Origin of the sequence: Parabacteroides distasonis ATCC 8503 (assembly GCF_000012845.1) — a bacterium.
GTDB lineage: Bacteria > Bacteroidota > Bacteroidia > Bacteroidales > Tannerellaceae > Parabacteroides > Parabacteroides distasonis.
Genome location: NC_009615.1, coordinates 4,656,947 through 4,679,710 on the forward strand (window position 1 = coordinate 4,656,947; position 22,764 = coordinate 4,679,710).

20 protein-coding genes are annotated in these 22,764 nt (G+C 39.6%); 17 read left to right on the top strand and 3 right to left on the bottom strand.

All coding sequences use genetic code 11. The features are described from left to right. Window positions 1-14 precede the first annotated feature (14 nt). From BDI_RS19135 to BDI_RS19215, 17 genes are all read left to right on the top strand, one after another. A complete protein-coding gene (locus BDI_RS19135; RefSeq protein WP_127908264.1) occupies window positions 15-1,181 on the top strand; it encodes a glycosyltransferase family 2 protein in 1,167 nt (388 codons plus the stop codon). A gap of 319 nt (window positions 1,182-1,500) precedes the next feature. After that, window positions 1,501-3,024, top strand: coding sequence for an MATE family efflux transporter (locus BDI_RS19140; protein ID WP_012056191.1), 1,524 nt, complete (start codon window positions 1,501-1,503; stop codon window positions 3,022-3,024). A 15-nt stretch (window positions 3,025-3,039) separates the two neighbouring features. Then, on the top strand, window positions 3,040-4,047 hold the full coding sequence (locus tag BDI_RS19955; protein WP_012056192.1) for an acyltransferase family protein: 1,008 nt from the start codon (window positions 3,040-3,042) through the stop codon (window positions 4,045-4,047). Between the two features lie 16 nt (window positions 4,048-4,063). Then, the gene (locus tag BDI_RS19150) at window positions 4,064-5,374 is read left to right on the top strand and encodes an O-antigen polymerase (protein ID WP_012056193.1); all 1,311 of its coding nucleotides are present in this window, start codon (window positions 4,064-4,066) and stop codon (window positions 5,372-5,374) included. A gap of 107 nt (window positions 5,375-5,481) precedes the next feature. After that, the gene (locus BDI_RS19155; RefSeq protein WP_012056194.1) at window positions 5,482-6,717 is read left to right on the top strand and encodes a hypothetical protein; all 1,236 of its coding nucleotides are present in this window, start codon (window positions 5,482-5,484) and stop codon (window positions 6,715-6,717) included. A 19-nt stretch (window positions 6,718-6,736) separates the two neighbouring features. Then, window positions 6,737-7,468 carry an IspD/TarI family cytidylyltransferase gene (locus BDI_RS19160; RefSeq protein ID WP_008779390.1) on the top strand — a complete coding sequence of 244 codons (732 nt, stop codon included), beginning with the start codon at window positions 6,737-6,739 and terminating at the stop codon, window positions 7,466-7,468. A 3-nt stretch (window positions 7,469-7,471) separates the two neighbouring features. Further along, window positions 7,472-8,491, top strand: coding sequence for an NAD-dependent epimerase/dehydratase family protein (locus BDI_RS19165; RefSeq protein WP_012056195.1), 1,020 nt, complete (start codon window positions 7,472-7,474; stop codon window positions 8,489-8,491). A gap of 17 nt (window positions 8,492-8,508) precedes the next feature. Further along, window positions 8,509-9,750, top strand: a complete 1,242-nt coding sequence (locus BDI_RS19170; RefSeq protein WP_012056196.1) for a CDP-glycerol glycerophosphotransferase family protein — start codon at window positions 8,509-8,511, stop codon at window positions 9,748-9,750. Between the two features lie 23 nt (window positions 9,751-9,773). Further along, on the top strand, window positions 9,774-10,865 hold the full coding sequence (locus tag BDI_RS19175) for a polysaccharide biosynthesis protein (RefSeq protein ID WP_008779393.1): 1,092 nt from the start codon (window positions 9,774-9,776) through the stop codon (window positions 10,863-10,865). A 34-nt stretch (window positions 10,866-10,899) separates the two neighbouring features. Continuing rightward, window positions 10,900-12,108 carry a capsular polysaccharide biosynthesis protein CapF gene (locus tag BDI_RS19180; protein ID WP_012056197.1) on the top strand — a complete coding sequence of 403 codons (1,209 nt, stop codon included), beginning with the start codon at window positions 10,900-10,902 and terminating at the stop codon, window positions 12,106-12,108. 2 nt (window positions 12,109-12,110) lie between these two features. Then, window positions 12,111-13,271, top strand: a complete 1,161-nt coding sequence (gene wecB, locus BDI_RS19185; protein ID WP_012056198.1) for a non-hydrolyzing UDP-N-acetylglucosamine 2-epimerase — start codon at window positions 12,111-12,113, stop codon at window positions 13,269-13,271. A 117-nt stretch (window positions 13,272-13,388) separates the two neighbouring features. Next, complete coding sequence (locus tag BDI_RS19190; RefSeq protein WP_008779396.1) at window positions 13,389-14,399, top strand: hypothetical protein; 1,011 nt, start codon at window positions 13,389-13,391, stop codon at window positions 14,397-14,399. 5 nt (window positions 14,400-14,404) lie between these two features. Beyond that, window positions 14,405-15,082 (top strand): PIG-L deacetylase family protein, encoded by a 678-nt coding sequence (locus BDI_RS19195; RefSeq protein ID WP_012056199.1) that lies wholly within the window; start codon window positions 14,405-14,407, stop codon window positions 15,080-15,082. Between the two features lie 5 nt (window positions 15,083-15,087). Then, window positions 15,088-15,708, top strand: coding sequence for a sugar transferase (locus BDI_RS19200; RefSeq protein WP_012056200.1), 621 nt, complete (start codon window positions 15,088-15,090; stop codon window positions 15,706-15,708). A 13-nt stretch (window positions 15,709-15,721) separates the two neighbouring features. After that, window positions 15,722-16,945, top strand: coding sequence for a diaminopimelate decarboxylase (locus tag BDI_RS19205; RefSeq protein ID WP_012056201.1), 1,224 nt, complete (start codon window positions 15,722-15,724; stop codon window positions 16,943-16,945). 5 nt (window positions 16,946-16,950) lie between these two features. Then, a complete protein-coding gene (locus tag BDI_RS19210) occupies window positions 16,951-18,012 on the top strand; it encodes an ATP-grasp domain-containing protein (protein WP_008779400.1) in 1,062 nt (353 codons plus the stop codon). Between the two features lie 8 nt (window positions 18,013-18,020). Continuing rightward, window positions 18,021-18,869, top strand: coding sequence for an NAD-dependent epimerase/dehydratase family protein (locus BDI_RS19215; RefSeq protein WP_012056202.1), 849 nt, complete (start codon window positions 18,021-18,023; stop codon window positions 18,867-18,869). Window positions 18,870-19,044: 175 nt separating this feature from the next. Here BDI_RS19215 and BDI_RS19220 read toward each other — a convergent pair whose 3' ends face one another. The 3 genes from BDI_RS19220 to BDI_RS19230 form a co-directional block, all read right to left on the bottom strand. Beyond that, window positions 19,045-21,369, bottom strand: coding sequence for a TonB-dependent receptor (locus BDI_RS19220; protein WP_012056203.1), 2,325 nt, complete (start codon window positions 21,367-21,369; stop codon window positions 19,045-19,047). Between the two features lie 106 nt (window positions 21,370-21,475). Beyond that, window positions 21,476-22,057 carry a helix-turn-helix transcriptional regulator gene (locus BDI_RS19225; protein WP_012056204.1) on the bottom strand — a complete coding sequence of 194 codons (582 nt, stop codon included), beginning with the start codon at window positions 22,055-22,057 and terminating at the stop codon, window positions 21,476-21,478. A 9-nt stretch (window positions 22,058-22,066) separates the two neighbouring features. Beyond that, window positions 22,067-22,753 (bottom strand): LuxR family transcriptional regulator, encoded by a 687-nt coding sequence (locus BDI_RS19230; protein WP_012056205.1) that lies wholly within the window; start codon window positions 22,751-22,753, stop codon window positions 22,067-22,069. Window positions 22,754-22,764 lie beyond the last annotated feature (11 nt).

The window sequence follows — 22,764 nt, forward strand, 5'->3', positions numbered from 1 at the left end:
ATATGTTGAGACTTGTGTCTGATTTAAACAAAGAAAAGATTGCGATAGTAGTTGTTGGATACAATCGATTGTATCCCATACAACGGCTGTTGAAGTCCTTAGAAGCGGCAAATTACAGAGAAAGTGATATTCCGTTGGTTCTTAGTATAGATTGTGGGGGAAATGATGATTTAAATTCTTATGTAAATGATTATAAATGGCCTTTTGGAGAAAAGTATGTAATTATCCATGAGAAAAGACTAGGCTTAAAACAGCATATTTTCTCTTGTGGTGATTTGACGAAATATTTTAAAGGTATCATCTTATTAGAAGATGATATATATGTAAGCCCTTGTTTCTACAATTATGCTTTAGACGCTTGTTCCTATTATGATAAGGACTCCAATGCTGCTTGTATTGCATTATACGCTAAGACTTTGAATGAAGTTGTTTCTATGAGATTTACTCCTTGTAAAAGTGCTTATAGTGTCTATGCGATTCAAATTGCTATCACATGGGGCCAATGTTGGACAACTAGGATGTGGAAAGATTTTAGAGTTTGGCTAGACAATTTTGATGACACACGTTTTGAAAATATTGATATTCCAGACCAAGTTAAGAGCTATACAAGAGCATGGTCTAAATATTTTTATGCGTTTTTAGTTGAAAACGGTAAGTTTGTGGTATCACCATATGAGTCTTATACAACGAATTTTTCTGAAATAGGTGAGCATGCGATGACATTAAATCCTGTAGCTCAAGTCCCAATTGTGAATTGTTATAAGTCATGCAACTTTGCTCCTGTTAATGAACTAGTACAATATGATTCATTTATGAACCCTTTACATATGGGCAAATATGTGGGGATTGGAGATGAAGATTTGTGTGTCGATTTGTCTGGTGGAAGGAAGCATGTATCCAAACGCTATTTACTTTCGGTAGAGAAAAAAACTTATAAGGTATTGAATCAATACGCATTAGCTTTAAGACCTATTGAAGAAAATGTAAAGAAGCATATTCAGGGTGAGGGCATATTTTTGTATGATACTTCACAGGTTGATCCTTATGGAGTTGAAGAACATCATCCCATTCAGTTCTTGTTATACTATTTAGGAGGATATCAAACTAGAATGTTGATGAAAGTTGTCAAATATCGTCTTTTACAGAGGCTACCTAAGAAGATTAGGCTGATGCTAAAATAGCAAATTAAGGAAATGAATCCAAAAGTAAAGAATTTCCTGCGGGTAGTGCTCTATCCGTTGATGTTGATGCGCTAGGTTTATATTTCCCGGAGGGACACGAAGTGAACTGTGGAGGATCCCATGCGATTGGTCAACTATTATTATAAGAACTCGATGCATCACGACATTGATTGGACGAATCCACGGGATTTGAACACGAAGATTAATTTGGGGGTGAGCTGACCTTTATCTCGCTAGTAGGCTATTATGAACTATATCGCCCCTAATGAGTTGTTGTGGATCGGTGAGACGGTGTCTTTTAAAGTTAGACCTTTTTGATATGCGAGCATCAAACAGAATTATCGTAAATACATTGGCGCAATATGTGCGCACCATCATCAATCTATTGCTTTCGCTTTATTCGGCCCGTCTGGTGCTGGATATTTTAGGCGTAGATGATTATGGAATCTATTCGTTGGTGGCGGGTGTTGTGAGCATGCTCTCGTTTCTTACCAACTCGTTGGTGGGAAGTACCCAGCGTTTCCTTTCGTTCTGTCAGGGTCGGGGGGAGTTGGAACGTCTGCAAGCGGTTTTTAGTAACAGTCTCTTGCTCCATATCGCCTTGGGGCTAGGGATCACGTTGACCTTGGAGTCGCTGGCTCCCTTCCTGTTTCATGGCTTCTTGAATATACCGGAAGGGCGCGAGGAGGCCGCAGTCATTGTTTATCAGCAGGTCATTACCATGGTCTATATCTCCTTTATCGCCGCTCCCTATCGGGCATTACTGGTGTCGAGGGAGAATATAGTTTACACCTCCTTAATCGATGTGCTCGATGGGGTGCTGAAGGTGTTTTTTGTGGTATTGCTCCCTTTTATACCTTTGGACAGCTTGGTGGCTTATGGCTGGATCATAATGCTGATCAGCCTGTTCAACCTATTGGCCTTTGCGATCTATTCGCACCGTAAATACGAGGAGTGTGTCTATCCCTGCCTTCGCCTGTTTAGCTGGGGCTATGTAAAAGAACTTTTCTCCTTTACGGGTTGGATTACCTACTCCGCCTTGTGCATCGCCTTGCGCAATCAAGGCGTGGCTATTGTATTGAACCGGGTAATGGGTACGGCCGTGAATGCTGCCTATGGCATTGGGGCTCAGATCTCGGGAATGGTCAGCTTTGTCAGTTCCTCCTTTAGCAATGCGATCGCTCCCCAGTTGATGGCATCGGAAGGTAGCGGCAACCGGTCGCACATGTGGCTGTTGGCTGAGATGGAAAGTAAGTTTTCCTTTTTGCTCTTGGCGATGGTAGGTGTTCCTACGCTCTTTGAGATGCGTCCCTTATTGGAACTTTGGCTGGTGGAGGTGCCGAGGAATACGGTGCTTTTTGGCAGTATGTTTCTGATGATGCAGATCGTGGATATGCTCACTTCCGGCTTAGGCTTGGCGAACCGGGCGATGGGAAAGATCGGCACTTATACAATCGTCACCTATACGCCCAAGCTGCTTATTCTCCCTTTGAGTTGGTGGGTGTTGCGAGAAGGAGGATCATTGATCGTTATCGCTGTCTTGATGGTAATGGTAGAGACTTTCTGCATGTGGTTGCGCATTCCGCTACTCCGTAGGGAAGGGGGATTCAATGGAGCCGCCTATTGCCGTGCCGTTTTCTTGAAAAGCTTGCCTCCAGTATTGGCGGGTGGCCTTTGCTGTTGGTTGGTTTGCTGGTTCATGGATTTTCCATTCCGTTTCTTGATGACGTTCGCTTTCTCCATCCCCCTCTTTGCCTATACCGCCTACCGCTACTCCTTGACCGCCTTGGAGCGGGATAAGGTAGATGCGATTCTTGTGCGGATGCGGAGAATATTGGTTTAGAATTTACTGAAAAATATGGCTAGAGATATTTCTATAGATATACTTCGATGTATAGCGTTGATTGGAATTGTTGTGATTCATTGCGAACCGGAATCCCTATGGCTTCGTCAGATCCGTAATTTTGATGTTCCTTTGATGGTTTTCCTTTCCGGCGTATCTTATACCTTGTCAATAAAAGATGAAAATACATTAATTGACGGGGGGTACTTAAAATATGTTATCAAAAGATTCAAGCGGTTGATTTTGCCGACTTGGATTTTCTTGGGTATATATAGTATTCTGTTCACGATCGTCACTCATAAATGGATCGATTATCAATTTGTATTACGAAACGCTTTTTTCTATACGGGCTGGTATGTTTGGATCATAAGAGTGTTTTTTGTGATTTCTATATGTGCTCCCCTTATCTACCCCCTGGTGAGAAAGATGAGTTTGAGTAAAATTTGTGTTGTGGCTACGGTTACATTGATTGTTTATGAGGAAATATCTCAAGTAACAGACAGTTACTTATATTATCTGATCATTCTCAATATTCCATATATTCTCTTTTTTGTCTTGGGTAGCGTTATGTGGCGTGTCCATTATAAATACGTAATGTTATTATTGGCTGTCTCCGTTTTTTTATATACAGCGTTAGCGGTTACACTTTTTTCGATCGAAGGGAGAGTAGTGCAAACAAGTGTGTATAAGTACCCGCCTCGCTTGTATTATACATCCTATGCCATGATGTGCATTTTGTTGTTATGGGTCGTGCGACATAGGATATGCGATGTATTAAGGTTTTGTGGTTTGAAGGATTTCTTCAAGTATATAGGTTCACATACTATTTGGATCTACTTTTGGCATATACCCATTTTGGACTTTGCCACTAAGTTGAATATCTCTTTCGCTCAAAGGTTTTTCTTGGTCTTTGGGATGGCTTTAATGATTACTATTTTCCAGAATATTATAGTTGATAAGATAGTGCAAAGATTAAATAATAAGGATATGGTTAATGATTTAAAAATACTATTTAAAGGTTGATAAATAATCAATATTTATGCTGACTGTATTTATACTACTTGTTTCGCTGATAACGATCTATATAATTAAGATTCAAAATATAGATAGGCCATCAAAAAGAATTCTTTATTTGTATTCTTTATATTGGTTCATTTCTTTATTTTTGTCTACGCTAGGATTGTATGATTATAAAGTTCCTAAATTCGAAACGTTATTCTGTTTGTGTATTAGCTGTTGGGCCTTGATAGGTGGTTTTTTATTAATTAAATGTCCAGTTAAGTCTGTAGATTTAAAGCAATCTGGAATTCAACTTTCAATACGTGGCTTTTTTAAGAATAAGCTATTTGTTGGAGTTCTAGTTGTATTGACGTGTTATAGTTTATATCTCTTATATAAATTCTATACGTTTATGGCTTTGGGGGATTTGTATCAGATCCGGAATTTATATTTTGAGTCAGGAGATTTGAATATATATGGGGCACTATTCCCCAATATGAATTATTGGATTTTAAAGCCATTCAGCTTTCTATGCGCTGGATTGTTTGGCTTTGGCGTTCTTTATTATAGATCTAAATTATTACTCCTTATTTTTGTCATGTTGTTTAGCTTGTCATCTTTAGGGGGAGGAAGAATTGATTATTTTCGATATTTGGTTATTCCTTTATTGTTGTTTGGATATTGCTTTTATCCTAAAAGATTTAAGATTACATTAAAAAAGGGACTTTTGATCCTAGTGATGTCTGCTGCAATGTTTTTTTTGCTAACTATAATTGGTGCTGGAAGGCGTGGATATATGGAATTTGATAAAGAAAGTTTGGATGTGGGAGTGGAAATGACTACAGAGAATTTAATGAGTTATAGTTATGGCCCTATTGTCGCATTCGATTATGCCTTGAATAATAACTATCTTGATAAGCTAGGTGGTTATAGCTATGGAACCTTGACATTTAATGCTTTTAATGGATTACTAGATATCGCCTTTAGGATGATTGGTATTAGTTATGGTACAAATTTCTCTGACTTTGTCATTTTAAAACAGGATACATGGATCACACTTTCGAGACAAAATTTTGATAAGAATTGGAATGCCTTATTCAGTTGGAACTTTTATTTCTATTTGGATTTTGGAATTGTAGGAATGATCGTTTTTCCATTCCTGTTCGGAATTCTTATGAGAAAGTCTATTTGTTGGTTTTATCGTTATCAAAATGTGTCTTCAATGATACTGTTGAATATATTTTTTCTGTCATTGATTCTTTCAGTCATTGATTTTAATTTGTCTTCTATGTCTATGGGCGTTTTAATGATATTTTTATATATAAAAATGTATAATTATAAGTTGAAATAATTTATAATGAAAGGATTAGGAATAATTAGATATTATTTTACTCATGATATTTATAATATCCTGTGATTATCGGATGTTATAGAAAAAGAATTAATTAAGATATAATCATGAATATAGTAATTTTAACAGGTGCGTATTATCCAAATATGTCAGCGACTTCAGCCTGCATAGATAAGTATATACAAATATTAAAAAATAAACACTCTATTGATGTTGTTTGTCCATTAAGTCAGGTTCATTTTGAACCGTTAAATGATCCTAAGATTAAGCTGCATTTTGTTTTTTCACGAATGTGGAAATGGAGGATGTTGTGTGAAGAGAATATACGGAATGGTCGTAATGTTATGCTTAATAAGGTAGTTGTTGATTTGTTTAGAATTAGGTCTTTATTGTTGTCACCAATCAGTTATCCTACAGTTGAGGGTTGGCAAATGAATCCATTTTATCATGAACTGGAAAAAATTGATCAAGATAAGACGATTGATGTGATTATTAGTGTGGTTAATCCCATTTGTTCTGTTTTTGCATCCCGAAGATTTAAGCTTAAGCATCCTAAAGTAAAATGGATTACTTTTATAACAGATCCATTTACCTTTCAACCTTCTAAATATAAGTATGTTTTTTTTCCAAATAGAAGAAAAATTCGTAATTATAAAAATGAAAAATCTGTGTATGATATAGCTGACTTTAATATGTTTACAGAAGAACTTTATCATTCGGCTTTGAATGACTTCTCTCAACCGAATGAGAAAACTTTTGTGATGAAATATATTCTTAGCTCCTTATCTAAATCAGTTGTTCAACAAATCGTAAATGAAGGGAAATGTAGATTGGTTTATGCGGGAGCGTTGTATGCAGATAGAAGAAATCCGGAGCGGGCATTATCTGTCTTATCTCAAATTGATGATATTCATGTCGATTTTTATATTAGTTATAGTAATTGTAATAGTATTGTAGATAAGTATTTGTCAGAAACTATTAAAAGTTTCCCGGCTGTTAATAGAAGTAGATATAATGAGCTTATTTATAATGAATATGATATTTTGATAAATATAGGAAATAATTTCAGCTTGCAAATACCTAGTAAAATGTTAGAATTGTTTTCTACAGGTCGCCCGATCATTAATTTCTATCAATTGAAAGACGTTCATTATGCAATGGTAGAGAAATACCCCTTAGGTATTAATATTGGTCCTGATGATGCGGATGCGGTAGAGCGAGTGAGTGAGTTTTGTAAGCAAATGAAAGGAAAGAGATTGTCTTTTGAAGAGGTTGAAGCACTCTTTCCGGAAAATACGATGGATAGTCAATTGGCTTTATTGGAAAAATTAATAGAAGCTTAGCTTTCTTAGTTTGTTAATCATGAAAAATATAGCAGTCATTTTTGCGGGGGGATCCGGTGTAAGAATGAATACTAGGTCTAAACCTAAACAATTTCTGGAGTTAAGGGGTAAACCTATTATTATTTATACGCTTGAACTTTTTGACAATCACCCTTTGATTGATGGTATTGTAGTGGTATGCCTTGAATCGTGGATTCCTTTTTTGAAAAAGATGTTGAAGAAGTTTGAGATCAACAAGGTGGTTAAAATTGTATCAGGAGGTGATTCCGGGCAAGATTCTATCTATAGAGGTCTTTGTGCCGTGGAGGATTATTGCAAGGATAAGGGGGAGGAGAATGCCGTGGTGCTTATTCATGATGGGGTCCGGCCTTTGATCGTGGATGAGACAATTACACGGAATATTGAAAAAGTACATGAAAAAGGAAGTGCCATAACTGTCGTACCTGCCATAGAAACTTTTGTCATCCAGAAAGAGGAGGGACAAATGGTGATTCCCGATCGTTCTTCTTGCCTGCTGGCCCGGGCACCTCAAAGCTTTTATTTAAAGGATATCCTAAGTATCCATAGAAAGAATAAAGAAAATGGTAACATTACTTTTATAGATTCTTGTTCTATGATGAGTTATTTTGGGTATAAGATGGCAACCATAGAGGGACCTATGGAGAATATTAAAATTACGACTCCTACCGACTATTTTATATTTAGGGCTATGGTAGAGGTGCATGAGAATCAACAAATTTTTGGGTTTTAATTTATGAGTCAACTTATTAAACAAGATATAGAGGAGTTTGTGAGATCTTTTGAGCTTTCCGCACAACTTGGTCATACAATTTTTCTTATTACAGGAGGAACAGGACTGATAGGTTCTACTTTAATACATTGTTTATTAGCGTTAAACAGGAATATTCGTATTGTCGCACCTGTACGCTGTAAAGCTAAGGCGCAAGATATGTATGAAAGTGAGGAGCATACTCATATACATTTTATAGAGTGCGATTTGTCTTCATTTGATTATAGTGAAATTGGTGAAGTGGATTTCATCGTGCATTGTGCAGCCCCTACTTCAAGTAAATTTTTTGTCGAAAAGCCAGTAGAAACATTTAATACGATTGTTAATTGTACGCAAGTTTTATTGGAGTATGTAAGGCGTTTTCCGGTAAAAGGCTTTGTCTATTTATCATCATTGGAAGTGTATGGTACTATTTTAGATGATTCCAATCTTGTAACAGAAGAGGTTCAAGGCTATTTGGATCCAATGGCGACACGTAGTAGTTATCCGATGGCAAAACGTGCTGCTGAAAATTTATGTGCGTTGTATGCGGCTGAGTATAATTTGAATATAATGGTGGCTCGTTTGACACAAACGACAGGAGCTAATGTAAGTAGTACGGATAATCGTTATGTTGCCCATTTTTGCCGTTTAACATCCAAGGGGGATAATATTATTTTATATTCTAAAGGTGAGTCTGCTAAACCTATTTGCTATACAATAGATTGTGTTTCAGCGATACTTTATATATTACTCAAAGGTGAAAAAGGCAATGCGTATAATGTAGCAAATGCAGATACTTATATTTCTGCAAGGGGATTGGCTGAACTTCTAAGAGACAACTTTAATCCAAATATAAGTGTGGAGTTTAGATTAAATGATAATATGGGGTATGCCCCAGAAACAAAATTAAGATTAAGTACCGCTAAGTTGCAGGAATTAGGGTGGTCGCCCCAAAATGACTTGAAAGCTATCTTATCAAAACTTATTTCAACTTATAAATAATTATAGATAGGTATCACATGAAATTTCTTAATGTTATTTTTAAAGGACATAGTATTTCCGAACTTATTCAAGAGGTAATTTATGTATTTATAGGGTACTTTTTCCTAATGATTTCTTATTGTACTCCTAGGAACAAAAAAAAGTGGGTGTTTGGTAACAAAAAGATCTTTAAGGATAATACTAAATACCTCTTTATTTATATGCAGGAACAGCATCCAGAAATCCAAACGATCTGGATAACTTCCTCACGCAGGTTGGTCAAACGTTTACGAGCATTGTCTTACAGTGCATATTATAAGTATAGCCTTAAAGGATTATATCATTCATTGACCGCAGGTGTTTATGTCAGTACGGTAAATTCAAATCACATTAATTTTTTCACTTCCGGGAGAGTTTTCAATGTGAATCTGTGGCATGGAATCTCTTTGAAAGCGATGGTTGATAATAAAGCAGTTCCAGCAGATCGATCGTTTCTTTCACGTGTATGTATGCCTTATGTCTATGAGCAATATGGCTTGTTCTTTTCAACCACGCCAACGATAGATGACCAGTACTTGCGATTCTTTCGGTTTGATCCGCAAGTATTGTATCATGGTATGTCGCCTCGTTGTTCGTTTATGATGATGGATCATGAGCGTTTGCTTCGCTATATCGAAGAAAAAGAAGACCCCTTGATGTTGGATATTATTCATACTTCACGGAAGTATAACAAGGTATTTGTTTACATGCCCACATGGCGTATCAACTATGGTACGCATTTTATGGACTATGCCTTTCCTGATCTGTATGCCTTGAATAAGGCATTTTCAAAAATAAATGCCATATTATTACTCAAGCTTCATCCTTCCATGACGTATGATGCGTTTAAATATAAGGATTTGAAGCATATCTATTATATAGATGCCAATATTGATTTGTATCCGATTTTACCTTTTACGGATATTATGATATCTGACTATTCTTCTATTTGGTATGACTATTTATTATTACCCAATAAAGGGGTTATCCATTATGATTTCGACGTAGATAGTTATGCGAAAAACGAATTCGGATTCTTTCGTGACTATAAGACATTTACACCAGGAGTACATGCTTCAGATTTTAAGCAATTGCTAGCAACGATAGAAAGTAGCAGCTCGCTACAGATTTCTGAAGAAAGGCGAACTTGGATATTGGATGAGATGTGGGGAAAAGGCAGATCTACGAACAATGAAGACTTGATCAAGGAAATATGTAAACGTGTGGAACAAGTACTCTAATTAATTTTAATCATTGATATATAATGTCTGTATTTGAAAATAAAACCCTGTTAATTACAGGTGGTACGGGCTCTTTCGGAAATGCCGTGCTTCGTCGTTTCTTGGATAGCGACATTAAGGAGGTTCGTATCTTTTCGCGTGATGAGAAGAAGCAGGATGATATGCGTCATTTCTTGCAGGCGCAACGCCCCGAGGTAGCTCATAAGGTAAAGTTTTATATTGGAAATGTGCGCCAACGTGAAGCGGTGGATTTCGCTATGGATGGGGTAGATTATGTGTTTGCCGCTGCTGCCTTAAAGCAGGTCCCCAGTTGTGAGTTCTTCCCTATGGAAGCTGTGCGTACGAATGTTGAGGGTACTAATAATGTGTTGCTCTCAGCGATCGATCATGGAGTGAAGAACGTGGTGGTGCTTTCTACCGATAAGGCGGCTTATCCTATCAATGCCATGGGTATCTCTAAGGCGATGATGGAGAAGGTGGCTATTGCGCAGGGACGTGCCTTGGGTGCTAATGCGAAGACTACTATTTGCTGTACTCGCTATGGCAACGTGATGGCTTCTCGAGGCTCAGTGATTCCTTTGTGGGTGGAGCAGATGATGGATGGCAAGTCTATCACTATCACTGATCCGAATATGACTCGCTTTATGATGACGCTGGATGATGCCGTGGATTTGGTGGTTTATGCCTTTACGCATGGCGAGAATGGTGACTTGTTCGTACAGAAGGCTCCTGCCGCTACGCTTTTTACTTTAGCTACGGCCTTGAAGGAGATTTACGCCAAGGTTGATCCTAGGTATGGAGATACGGAGGTGAGAGTGATCGGTACCCGTCATGGCGAGAAGCTTTACGAGACACTTGTTACCCGCGAGGAGATGTCTAAGGCGATTGATATGGGAGATTATTATCGTATCCCTTGTGATAACCGTGACTTGAATTATGATAAGTTTTTTACCGAGGGTAACGAGGAGGTCTCGGTTATCGAGGATTACCATAGCCATAATACCGCACGCCTAGATGTGGAGGGCATGAAGAAGCTATTGATGCGTTTACGTTTTATCCAAGAGGACCTTGGGCTGTTGCCTTGCGCTAAGGGCAGGGAGATCCGTTCGGAGTAATTTCCTTTCTTAATTAATAAATTCTTTGTTTTTAATGAAAATATTAGTGACCGGCTCTAATGGGTTTGTCGGCAGAAATCTTGTTTGCCAACTCAAAAATATACGGGATGGCAAGGCGAGGTATTATGGTGATCTGACCGTCTGCGCCGTATATGAGTATGATATTGATTCGACACAGGAAGAGTTGGAGCGATATTGTAGTGATTGTGACTTCGTATTCAATTTGGCAGGAGTGAACCGTCCGCAGAACCATGAAGAGTTTATGCAAGGAAACTTTGGCTTCGCCTCTACACTGCTTGATACGCTGAAGAAGTATCAGAATAATTGTCCTGTTATGATCTCTAGTTCTATACAGGCTACGTTGGCGGGACGTTTCGGAACGTCTGAGTATGGTAAGAGCAAGAAGGCAGGAGAGGAACTTATGTTCCGATATGGTGAGGAGACGGGGGCGAAGGTGTTGGTGTATCGTTTTCCGAATCTGTTTGGAAAATGGTGTCGACCTAATTATAACAGTGCTGTCGCTACGTTCTGTAATAACATTGCCAACGATCTGCCTATCACTGTCAATGATCCGGCAGTAGAGTTGGAACTGCTTTATATAGATGACTTAGTGGAGGAGATGATAGCAGCCTTGAAGGGAGAGGAGCATCGTTGTGAGTTTGATGGTGTAGAAACGGTGTTGAAAGAGGATGGTCGTTACTGTGCGGTTCCCATTACCCATAAGGTGACTTTGGGTGAGATCGTTCGATTGCTGGAAGGCTTTAAGAATCAGCCGAGCAGCTTGATAGTTCCGGAGATACCTTACAATAGTTTCGCTAAAAAGTTGTATAGTACCTTCTTGAGCTATTTACCCAAGGAGAAGGTGGCTTTTCCCTTGAAGATGAACGTGGATCAACGTGGTAGTTTCACGGAATTGCTTCGTTTGACGAATTGTGGACAGGTGAGTATTAATATCTCTAAGCCAGGTATAACCAAGGGGCAACATTGGCATCACAGCAAATGGGAGTTTTTTATAGTAGTTTCCGGTCATGGCTTGATACAAGAGCGAAAGATCGGTACAGACGAGATGATTGAGTTTGATGTGAGTGGTGATAGAATTGAGGTGGTTCATATGCTTCCGGGTTATACGCATAATATTATTAATCTCTCCGATACGGAGGATCTGGTAACGGTAATGTGGGCGAATGAGAGTTTTGATTTGAACCACCCGGATACCTATTTTGAACCTGTTAAAAAAGAATAGTGATGGCAACATTTAAGAATAATGGGAAATTAAAATTGCTGATCATCGTTGGTACTCGTCCGGAGATTATCCGGTTGGCAGCTGTTATTAATAAGTGCAGAAAATATTTTGACGTGGTATTGGCTCATACGGGTCAGAACTATGATTACAATTTGAACGGGATCTTTTTCAAGGATCTGAAGTTGGCGGATCCAGAGGTTTATCTGGATACCGTAGGGGATGATCTTGGTGCTACAATGGGTAACATAATCGATAAGAGTTATAAGTTGATGGTTGAGTTAAAACCGGATGCTGTACTTGTGCTGGGTGATACCAACTCATGCTTGAGTGTAATAGGAGCGAAGCGTTTACATATCCCTATCTTCCACATGGAGGCTGGTAATCGTTGTTTCGATGAGTGCCTTCCAGAGGAAACAAACCGCCGTATAGTGGATATCATATCAGACGTGAATATTTGCTACAGCGAGCATGCTCGCCGCTATTTGAATGCCGCAGGTACTCCTAAGGAGCGTACTTATGTGGTAGGTTCTCCAATGGCTGAAGTCTTGCATAATAATTTGGAGCGGATCAAGGCTAGTGATGTGCTAAGCCGATTGGGATTGGAGAAAGGCAAGTATATCCTTCTTTCTGCTCATCGGGAGGAGAATATCGATACGAAGGCTAATTTCTTTAACTTGATGAACGCAGTGAACGCTATGGCAGAGAAGTACGATTTACCGATCTTGTATTCTTGTCATCCTCGTTCTAAGAAATATATTGAGCAACGGGGTTTCCGGTTCGATCCTCGTGTGATTCAACATCAGCCCTTAGGCTTTCATGACTACAATCATCTTCAGATAAACGCTTTTGCGGTCGTATCTGATTCCGGAACGCTTCCGGAGGAGAGCAGTTTTTTCCTGTCTATTGGCAATCCGATCCCTGCGGTATGTATTCGCACAAGTACGGAACGTCCAGAGGCATTGGACAAAGGAAACTTTATCTTGGCTGGCATCACGACGGAGCAGGTACTGCAAGCGGTGGATGTGGCTGTTGAGATGAACCGAGATGGAGCGTTGGGCTTTCCGGTTCCTAACTATATGGATGAGAATGTCTCGGTAAAGGTGGTGAAACTGATTCAGAGTTATACCGGGGTGGTAGATAAAATGGTTTGGAGAAAAGAATAAAGGTTTATAAGAATTTGGAGTGTATTAGTCGTGAATTTGATTATAACAAGGCTATGGAGAAATGAACCATAGATGGTTGAATGGATATAAAGAGGTTGTTTTTTGATTTTTAAGTAAATGGAAAAATTATTAGGAAAAAAGGTATTGCTATTTTCTCCTTTTGGAACCTGTAAACATTATACAGATGGTTGTGTTACAGAGTTGGAAAGTAGAGGGGCGGAAGTACGTGTTTATGACGAACGTCCGTCACAAGCTTCTTTCACAAAAATATATATGTATTTGTTTAAAAAGGTAGTGCCACAGTATTTCTTCAATTACATTAGAAGAATTGTGACTATCAATAAGGATTTTAATCCTGATATAATTTTTGTAATAAGGGGGCAGGGATTTGATGTGAAAGTACTTAAATATCTTCATAGGTGTTTTCCAAAATCTACTTTCATCTTTTTTCAGTGGGACCCTTTATGTGGAAAAAAAATACCAGAGATCCTTAAACAATATGACTATGTTTATTCTTTCGACACTGATGATGTTATAAATAATCCTCAATTTAAATTTAGACCTCTATTTTTTTTAAAAGAATATCAGGATATAGCTGTAAAAAAAGATTATAGCTTTGACGTATCTTTTGTGGGTACACTTTATAACAATAGATGGGGTGTTATAAAAAGACTTCAAGAGTATTTTGTGATAAATCGGATCAAGTCATTCTTTTTTCTGTATATGGCAAGCTGGACACTTTATTTGTGGGATTTTATTCGTAGGGGAACTTTTGTTAGTTATAAAAGAATGCAATTTAAGCCGATGAGTTATTTAGAAAATGTGGAAATTGTTAGAAAAAGTAAATGCATTCTTGATATTGTTTATTCTGAACAGAGCGGTCTATCTCCGAGGCCATATGAAGCTATGGCTGCTAACAGGAAGTATATTACTAATAATGCAGAAGTAATGAAATATGATTTCTATGATCCAGATAATATTTTAGTTGTTAATCTTGAATGTATTAATATACCTAAGGAGTTCTTGTTCTCAGATTTTAAACCTGTTGATCCATCTATATTATACAGATATTCTCTTCCTGGTTTTGTTGATGAAGTTTTTTCTAAAGTGGATAAAAGAGTAAAATAAGTTCCATGAAATATTTAATTGTAGTTGCTCATCCCGACGATGAGGTTTTGGGAGCGGGAGCTTCTATCTCTAGATGGACCCAAAATGGCGACATTGTAGATGTGGCTATCATGTGTGCAGAAGCAAAAGCTCGTGCGTTCCGTCCCGATGATAATGAGTTGGAGGATGATACGAATGCCAGTACCAAATACTTGGGAGTGGATAGGATATTTGAAGCGACTTTCCCTAATATCGAGATGAATACGGTGCCGCATTTGAGATTGGTGCAGTTTATTGAAAGTGCTATCAAAGAGAGTGAGCCGGATATTGTCATTACGCATCATCCCGCTGATACGAATAATGATCATTTGCAGACTTCCATGGCTTGCCAAGAAGCTATCCGTTTGTTCCAACGTAGGCCCGAGGTGAAACGGGTGAAGGAGTTTTGGTATATGGAGGTGCCAAGCTGCACGGAATGGGCTATTAATAACGCTATGAATCTGTTCCGTCCTAATTGTTACGTGGAAGTTGGTCAAGAGGGTGTGGATGCGAAGATTACGGCATTGGGAATGTACAGAGGAGTGATGCGTCCTTATCCGCACCCTCGTAGTGCCGAATATATTACTGGCCTTGCTGCTGTTAGGGGGAGCCAGTGGGGAACGAACTATGCTGAAAGCTTTGAAATCGTATTAAGAGAATATTAGTTAGTATGTACAGATATTTCTTTAAACGTTTTTTAGATATTGTATTGTCAGGCATTGCCATGATTGCTCTGTTGCCGGTATATCTTGTCTTGGCTATTATTGTCAGGATCTCTATGGGTAGCCCGATCTTGTTCTCTCAAGAGCGTATCGGTAAAGGGGAAAAGCCTTTCAAGCTGTATAAGTTCCGGTCGATGACCAATGCACGAGACAAGGAGGGGAATTTACTTCCGGAGGAACAACGTGTAACTAGGGCTGGGGCTTTGATTCGTTCTTCCTCCCTTGATGAATTACCGGAACTATGGGCGATTTTCATTGGCGATATGTCTTTTGTTGGTCCACGTCCACTTCGGATGGATGATCTTCCGTATTTCAATGAATCTGAACGAGCACGTCATAGCGTACGTGGAGGTTTGATTCCTCCCGACAGCTTGTCTGGCAAGGTCTTTACAACGTATGAGGAACAATTTGAATATGAGGTGTATTATGCAAACCATTTATCTTTATGGTTAGATTTGAAGGTGTTTTTCTTGACATTTAGTATAATAATTAAGCGTATGACGAATGATTATGGTAATGATTTCAGACCTCATTTGAAAGAGTATCGAACCAATGAAATAATGAAATAAATATGTTATACTAATGGAACAAGCTATTAGGAATCTTATTAAGAGTAATGGTACTCCTTTTTATCTGTTTGATGAAAAAGGCTTCATTGATAATTATAGAAAGCTGGAAGGTATCTTCAAGGCTATTTATCCTAATTACCAGCTTTCTTATTCCTACAAGACCAATTATACTCCTTTTGTTTGCCAATTGGTTAGATCGTTGGGTGGGTATGCCGAGGTAGTTTCTGATATGGAATATACACTGGCTAAAAAGTTAGGTTATGATAACAAACAGATTGTTTACAATGGCCCCTCAAAAGGAGAGGAGATGTTTGATCACTTAGAACATCAAGGTATATTGAATATAGATAGTCTAGATGAGGCGAAGCGTATAATTTCTTATGTTAAAGGGCATCCTGATAGAAATTATACGGTTGGTATTCGTATAAATATGCATGTGGGTGGTGATTTTATTTCTCGTTTTGGGCTAGTGCCAGAAAGTAAGGAATTACAGGAAACGGTTTCTTTAATTAAAGAAACTGTCAATCTGAATTTGATCGGTCTGCATTGTCATATCAGTCGCTCAAGAGGTGTGGAGGCTTGGACTAAACGTACGGAGATTATGTTGAAAGCGGCGGATGACTATATTGACGGGGTTCCAGCTTATATTTCGTTGGGAAGCGGTATGTATGCTGATATGCCTGAATTTTTGAAACAACAGTTTGGGGGTGATACCGTGCCTACTTATGAAGATTATGCGGATTGTACGATCCAGCCTTTTGCTGACCATTATAAAGATGTGGAAAATCAACCTATCTTATTTACTGAGCCTGGTACTACTGTGGTAGCTCGTTATTTGAGTTTTGTAACGAAAGTTCTTAGCGTTAAAGAGGTAAGGGGACGATATATAGCTAATATGGATGGTGATTATCATAATTTGGGTGAAATCTGTACTATGAAAAAATTGCCGGTAACTGTTTTGTCAGGAGGTAAGGAACAGCATACTTATACTAATATGGATATCATGGGATTCACATGTTTGGAACAAGATGTACTCTATCCGGGATTTGAACAATCTATCGCAGAAGGTGACATTTTGGTGTTCGACAATGTTGGTGGTTATTCCATTGTGTCTAAGCCACAATTCATCAAACCTCAAAGTGCCATGTATGTCCTGCGTACCAATGGTGAGGTGGAACAGATTATGCGGGCAGAGACTTTCGATGACGTATTCAATAAATTTAGCTTTAAATTCTAGAATCCATGAGAGATATAGTTGTATTAAGTTCGGCGTGTGGAGCATTCTTTATGCCGGGTTTCTTCAAATGTCTGAAAGCAAATAAAGAAAGAAATATCAAGATTGTCGGTTGCGATATATCCAATGATCCTGCGATGAATTTGCTGGTGGATAAATATTATCAAGTTCCCAAATATACTGATTCTAATTTTGTAGATGTTCTTCTGAACATTTGTAAGAATGAAAAGGTAGATGTGTTTTTTCCGCATATTTCTATGGAACTTCCTTCCATTCTAAAAAGAATGGATGATTTTAAGAAGCTGGATGTAAAAGTGGCTATCTCGAATAATGAAACACTTGAAATCGCTAACAGTAAATATCAGCTTTATGAGTTTATGAAGGATAAAGGGTTGGTGGTGCCGAAATATTTCTTGGTAGATTCTGCCAAAACACTTCGTAATCGTATCGGAGAATTGGGTTATCCTCAAAAGCCTGTTTGCGTTAAGATGACACAGAATAGTGGTAGTCGTGGGGTACGAATCGTACGTGCTAATTTGTCGAAATCAGATTTATTTATGCATGAAAAGCCTTCTTCTCAGAATGTGACATTAGAGGAAATGTACGAGATAATAGATGGATGCCAACCTATACCTGAAATGATAGCGATGGAATTTCTTCCAGGTGTAGAATATACGGTGGATCTTTTGGCTGACCAAGGAAATACATTGTACATTGCGGGGAGAAGAAATACGACTAGTTCTATGAGTATCGCTCAAAGTAGTGTGGTGGAAAAGAAAAGCGATGCTTATCAGCTATGTAAAGATATTGTGCGTGAATTAAACTTAGATGGTAATATTGGTTTTGATTTTATGTTAGATGAGAATGATACTCCATGGTTAACAGATTTGAATCCGCGTGTCACTGCTACCATCGTATTATATGCTGGAGCTGGTTTGAATTTACCGTATTTGAGAGTGAAACAATTATTAGGTGAGGAATTACCGCCAATAGAGATAAAATATGGTACCAAATTATTACGTAAGTATTGGGATATTTTGTATAATGAGGATGGTTTGATTAAATTATAATGTTAGCTATGAAAAGAGTACTGATAACAGGAGCCGGTAGCTATATTGGGACAAATATAGAAAACTGGTTAAACCGATTCCCCTCAAAATACCAAGTTGCTTCTATTGGAACAATAAATAATGAATGGAAGAAAACAGATTTCTCTTCTTTTGATGTAGTGATAGATGTCGCTGGTATTGCTCATATAAAAATTACGGAAGACTTAAGGGATTTGTTCTATTCGATTAATCGGGATATGACGATTGATATATGCCAAACAGCAAGAGAGTCAGGAGTGAAGCAATTCATTTTCTTGTCGTCAATGAACGTTTATGGAGATGATTGTGGTATTGTCACAGATAAGAATAATGAGAATCCTTCTAGCTTTTACGGAGATAGTAAACTGCAGGCGGATAAAGTTATTCAATCCATGAATGACGATTCGTTTGCGGTATGCAGTGTTCGTCCACCAGCGATATATGGTAAAGGTTGCAAAGGGAATTATCCTTTACTAGTGAAATACGGGCAAAAATTGCCTGTGTTTCCTGATTATCCGCAGAGAAAGAGCTTGATTTTTATTGATAATCTATGTGAATTTATCAGACTGTTGATTGATAATAATTCTAAGGGGATTTTTTGTCCGCAGAATATAGAGTACGCTTCCACTTCTGTTATGGTAAATGCTATAGCGAAATATAGTGGTCATAAAATATGGTTGACTACATTATTAAATCCTTTCGTATGGCTAGGTATAAAACTGATTCGTTTTGTACAACGTGCTTTTGATGATGATGCTTATGATTTGTCATTAAGTAATGATTTTGATGGAAAATATAATGTGGTTTCTTTTGAGGAATCTATAAAAAGATCTGTATAGTTTTATATTCGAGGTTAAGGATGGAATATCTAGAGGGTGATTCGTTTACTAGAAGAGACGTATTGTAGCTCTTGCTCTGTAGGCTGTCGAAGACTGAAAAGTAAGAATAATGTTATCGGGAGAGTTGGTGTAATAGCCGGCTCTCCCGTTTTTTATTTCTATTGAACGCTTGCGCTTAAAAGGCGATCGCCACCTCCGCACCGATCTGGAAAGGCTTACCTAGTTGGATAAACGGATTCCCGAATGACTCGAAATAAAATGCAGAGTAATGGGTGTTCGTTATATTACGGCTCCATAGGTTTACGTTGACGATACCTTTGCGTACGCCTACCTTTGCGTTTACCGTTCCGTAGAATTTCTGGTAGATGTCGTTTCGCTCGGTCCAGAAGATCTTTCCGACACCGCTGAATTGGGCGGAGGCGGAGAATTGGTCTATCCATGCGTAACGGAACAGGCGGGTGTATTGCAGTCCGACATTGAGGGTATGACGTGGGGTATATGGGATGAAGTTGTTCTTGAAATCCTCTTTCCCGTTGTTGTAATCCCGGAACGTAGCATGGGTGAAACCGTAATTAACGTCGGCGGTTAGCCCATCGATGATGCGGGCACGCAAGGAGGCCTCTATACCGTAGCTTTTGGCTTTCCCGGCGTTGGTGAGGATACGGCCGTTGCCGCTGTTCACGAATTTGGTCAGCTGAACGTCTTGAATGTCCATATAGAAACCTGTCAATTCTGCGCTTAGGCGTTGGAATAGCAACTCGCTACGGATACCGATCTCGTAGTTCCAGCTTTTCTCCGGTTTGTAGGAGGCTACTTCCTCGATGGGGGTAGGTTCTTTGACCTCGATCGGCATCATGTCCTTGAAAGCGCTCATCATATCGTATTGCATCTGGCTTTGCATCACGTCTGCCGACATTTGTACGTTGTAGCCCCCGGTCTTATAACCTTTCGCTACCGATACATAGGTGAACGTGTTTGGCGAGCATTCGTACTTTAAAGAGACTTTCGGAAGTACTTGCCAGAAGTCTTGGGAGACACTGGCGTCCATCACGGTGGTTGGGATCGGGAAAAGTTTCTCGATGTCGATAACCGGTCCGTTTTCTACGAAGCCGAAACCCATTCTCATCTTAGCCTCGGAATTGTAATCCATCTTTTGCTTCTCGTAATCCAAGCGGATACCGGCGGTAATTGACAGGCCTTCCGTGAACAGGTTGTTATAAGTGGATTGGTGATACAATGCAAGACCGTAAGAAGGGGTGTCGAAAGAACCCGGAATATAAAGATAATCGTCCAGTATTTTCAGATAGGGCATCTTAGGGTGATCTTTCTTCAATTGATCGAATACGGGCTGGAGGACGGTCTTAATTCCGTCTTCCTTGAAATCGACCGGGCCGTCCGTATGTAGATCATCGTAGAAACCGTAGAGTCCGAAGGACCATTGGTAATTATTTCTCGTGTTGCTCTTGATCGCAAATTCCTCGCTGAAAGCGTTTTGTTTTTGCTTTTGGTTGAGGGTGAAGATCGAGAGAGGGGAGAAGTCTTGATCCATCTTCATGTCATCCTTGAAATATTGATGACCGGTGATGCTGCTTAGTATCACGTGCTCATTCCGGTATTCAAGGGACAGGTTATTGGCGATGACCGTCCGTTTATAAGAGCTGGGATCGTTGATATTGATAGGATTTACATACTTGTGATCGGTATTTCCGGTTCCGATGAACATACCATATGGAAACGCTCCTTGATCCGTATAATCTACGGAAAGGGAGTAGGAGGCACGGAAGTTCGGATTGAAGCGACCTTCTAACTTGAATCGGCCGCCTACATTGTCTTCCTTATCGATCTTTTTCCCATCGTAGGCATTGGTGTAGAAGCCGTCGCTATGGTCATAGTAAGCGGCGGCGGTGAATCCGATGGTCTCGCTCAACTTAGCATAATGGGAGGCCTTGACTTTATATTGCCCGTAGCTTCCGGCCGATAGGGAGAGTTTCTTTCCTTGGTAATCGAACGGGGAGATGGTATAGATATTTACGATGCCCCCCATGGCGTTACGACCATACAAGGTTCCTTGCGGCCCTCGTAATACCTCGATGCGTTGGATATCGGTCAGCTCGAAATCGAAGGTGCTTTTATCCAGATAAGGCACGTTGTCTACATATAAGCCTACGGATTGTCCGCTACTTCTGGCTCCGTTACCGCGGATATAGATGGCCGAGGTTAGTTTTGCCCCATAATCCGGCATGTATAGGTTCGGGACGAAAGAACTTATATCCTTTAATGCGTCGATCTGCCTGCCGGAGATCATTTGCGGCGAAAGGATCGATACGGAACCGGGTAACGTACGGAGGTTATTCGTCTCCTTCGTGGATGAGGTCACGATTACCTCACCCATGTTATAGGTTTTTATCGTGTCGTTCTCGTTAGCCTTGATGTCCTCGGCGTATACATTTTGCAGCCCCAACGCACCTAGGGCGATGATACCTAAGTAGTGTCTCTTCATCGAATTTCTTTTGTTAGTATATTTTTTCAATCGCGAAGAAACGGTAAAGAAACAGGATGGTCAATCACTAGATGTAGTGATTTTGAAAGCCGGTTTGTTGGTTTCGCTATAGTTCGATATCGTCACCTGAGATGATCCCGTTCATGATGGCGTAGAAGGTGAGGCCGGATACGGTCTTGATGCCCAGCTTGGCGGTGATGTTCTTACGATGGGTAAGGACGGTGTTCAAGCTGATGTTCAGCTTATCGGCGATCTCTTTATTCGTGATGCCTTTTACGATCAGTTGAAGTACGTCTACCTCACGGCTGGATAGGTCCTTGTTGTTTTCGGTTGTGGTGTTGCCGGAGCTGTCGCTCGTAAATAATTGTTGCAATTGCTCGATAATGGTCTCTTGGGAGGAACGTAACGTGATACGGTTCGTAGACGAGAGCGCCCCGTGTTCTTCGGTGCTGTCGATGAGGATGGCGGTCTTGTTTCTTCTCGGGAGGAAGAAATCTGCGTTGAGCACAAGGGTATCTGAATCGGTGAAATAGTAATCGTAGGTGTCGCTTCCTGTGGAGGAAAGCATCTCGAAATTTGGAAAATAGCAAACCTCTACCGGGGGGAAGTAGTCGGTCAGCAAGCTTTGCAGCCCGATACTTCTTAGGGTATCAGACAGTATGATCGCTATTTGTTTGTTTCGATGCATTTCAGATCGTTAGATACATAATTTTTCCATGGCCGAGACCATGGGGGTAAGGATTCGATACCGGATCCGGTTGTGTTGTTTGATGTCTTTCTCCAGACTACAGATGGAGAAGAGGACGGCATAACATAAATTCTCGTCGTAATCTCCCGAAAGATGCTTGACCATGATACTTTTTAAGTCGGCTAAAAGGGCCTCGATGGTATCTTCCGTACGTTGCTCGGAGGTGATTTGCAATCCATCGATCGTTCCCGCCGGTTCTTTTCCCAGCTTTCTGCTTAACGACATGCAGTAGGGAAACCATATCTTATCATCTTTCTCAATGCGGGCGATGAGTTCTTCCTTGAACGAGGAGAAGAAGCGTCCTATCAATCCAAGAGTAGGATTGCCGGGCGTACTCATCGAGATGAAGGAACCTAGATGGCGTTCTATATTGGGAAGCTGATAACGTAAATAGTATTGGTTCGTCTTTGTCAGGTAATCAATGATCTGCGATGTATGGAAAGTTTGTAACTTCTTCTCCGGAAAATACTCCTCGTTGAGGAAGGTATTGATCACTGTCAATAAGAAGTCCGTATCCAGCGAATGTTCTTCACAGAGCGTCTTCACTGATTTGTCGCCAAGCCCGAGACGAATCCCAAACCGGTTGATTACGGGAATGAGTGAGGGGTGTTCTTCCACCACCTCACTCAATTGCATATTTGGGTATA

Bases quoted from the DNA above. Each gene is read 5' to 3' on its own strand.
- BDI_RS19140 (WP_012056191.1), top strand. From the start codon at position 1,501: ATGCGAGCATCAAACAGAATTATCGTAAATACATTGGCGCAATATGTG.
- BDI_RS19955 (WP_012056192.1), top strand. From the start codon at position 3,040: ATGGCTAGAGATATTTCTATAGATATACTTCGATGTATAGCGTTGATT.
- BDI_RS19150 (WP_012056193.1), top strand. From the start codon at position 4,064: ATGCTGACTGTATTTATACTACTTGTTTCGCTGATAACGATCTATATA.
- BDI_RS19155 (WP_012056194.1), top strand. From the start codon at position 5,482: ATGAATATAGTAATTTTAACAGGTGCGTATTATCCAAATATGTCAGCG.
- BDI_RS19160 (WP_008779390.1), top strand. From the start codon at position 6,737: ATGAAAAATATAGCAGTCATTTTTGCGGGGGGATCCGGTGTAAGAATG.
- BDI_RS19165 (WP_012056195.1), top strand. From the start codon at position 7,472: ATGAGTCAACTTATTAAACAAGATATAGAGGAGTTTGTGAGATCTTTT.
- BDI_RS19170 (WP_012056196.1), top strand. From the start codon at position 8,509: ATGAAATTTCTTAATGTTATTTTTAAAGGACATAGTATTTCCGAACTT.
- BDI_RS19175 (WP_008779393.1), top strand. From the start codon at position 9,774: ATGTCTGTATTTGAAAATAAAACCCTGTTAATTACAGGTGGTACGGGC.
- BDI_RS19180 (WP_012056197.1), top strand. From the start codon at position 10,900: ATGAAAATATTAGTGACCGGCTCTAATGGGTTTGTCGGCAGAAATCTT.
- wecB (WP_012056198.1), top strand. From the start codon at position 12,111: ATGGCAACATTTAAGAATAATGGGAAATTAAAATTGCTGATCATCGTT.
- BDI_RS19190 (WP_008779396.1), top strand. From the start codon at position 13,389: ATGGAAAAATTATTAGGAAAAAAGGTATTGCTATTTTCTCCTTTTGGA.
- BDI_RS19195 (WP_012056199.1), top strand. From the start codon at position 14,405: ATGAAATATTTAATTGTAGTTGCTCATCCCGACGATGAGGTTTTGGGA.
- BDI_RS19200 (WP_012056200.1), top strand. From the start codon at position 15,088: ATGTACAGATATTTCTTTAAACGTTTTTTAGATATTGTATTGTCAGGC.
- BDI_RS19205 (WP_012056201.1), top strand. From the start codon at position 15,722: ATGGAACAAGCTATTAGGAATCTTATTAAGAGTAATGGTACTCCTTTT.
- BDI_RS19210 (WP_008779400.1), top strand. From the start codon at position 16,951: ATGAGAGATATAGTTGTATTAAGTTCGGCGTGTGGAGCATTCTTTATG.
- BDI_RS19215 (WP_012056202.1), top strand. From the start codon at position 18,021: ATGAAAAGAGTACTGATAACAGGAGCCGGTAGCTATATTGGGACAAAT.
- BDI_RS19220 (WP_012056203.1), bottom strand. From the start codon at position 21,369: ATGAAGAGACACTACTTAGGTATCATCGCCCTAGGTGCGTTGGGGCTG.
- BDI_RS19225 (WP_012056204.1), bottom strand. From the start codon at position 22,057: ATGCATCGAAACAAACAAATAGCGATCATACTGTCTGATACCCTAAGA.
- BDI_RS19230 (WP_012056205.1), bottom strand. From the start codon at position 22,753: ATGCAATTGAGTGAGGTGGTGGAAGAACACCCCTCACTCATTCCCGTA.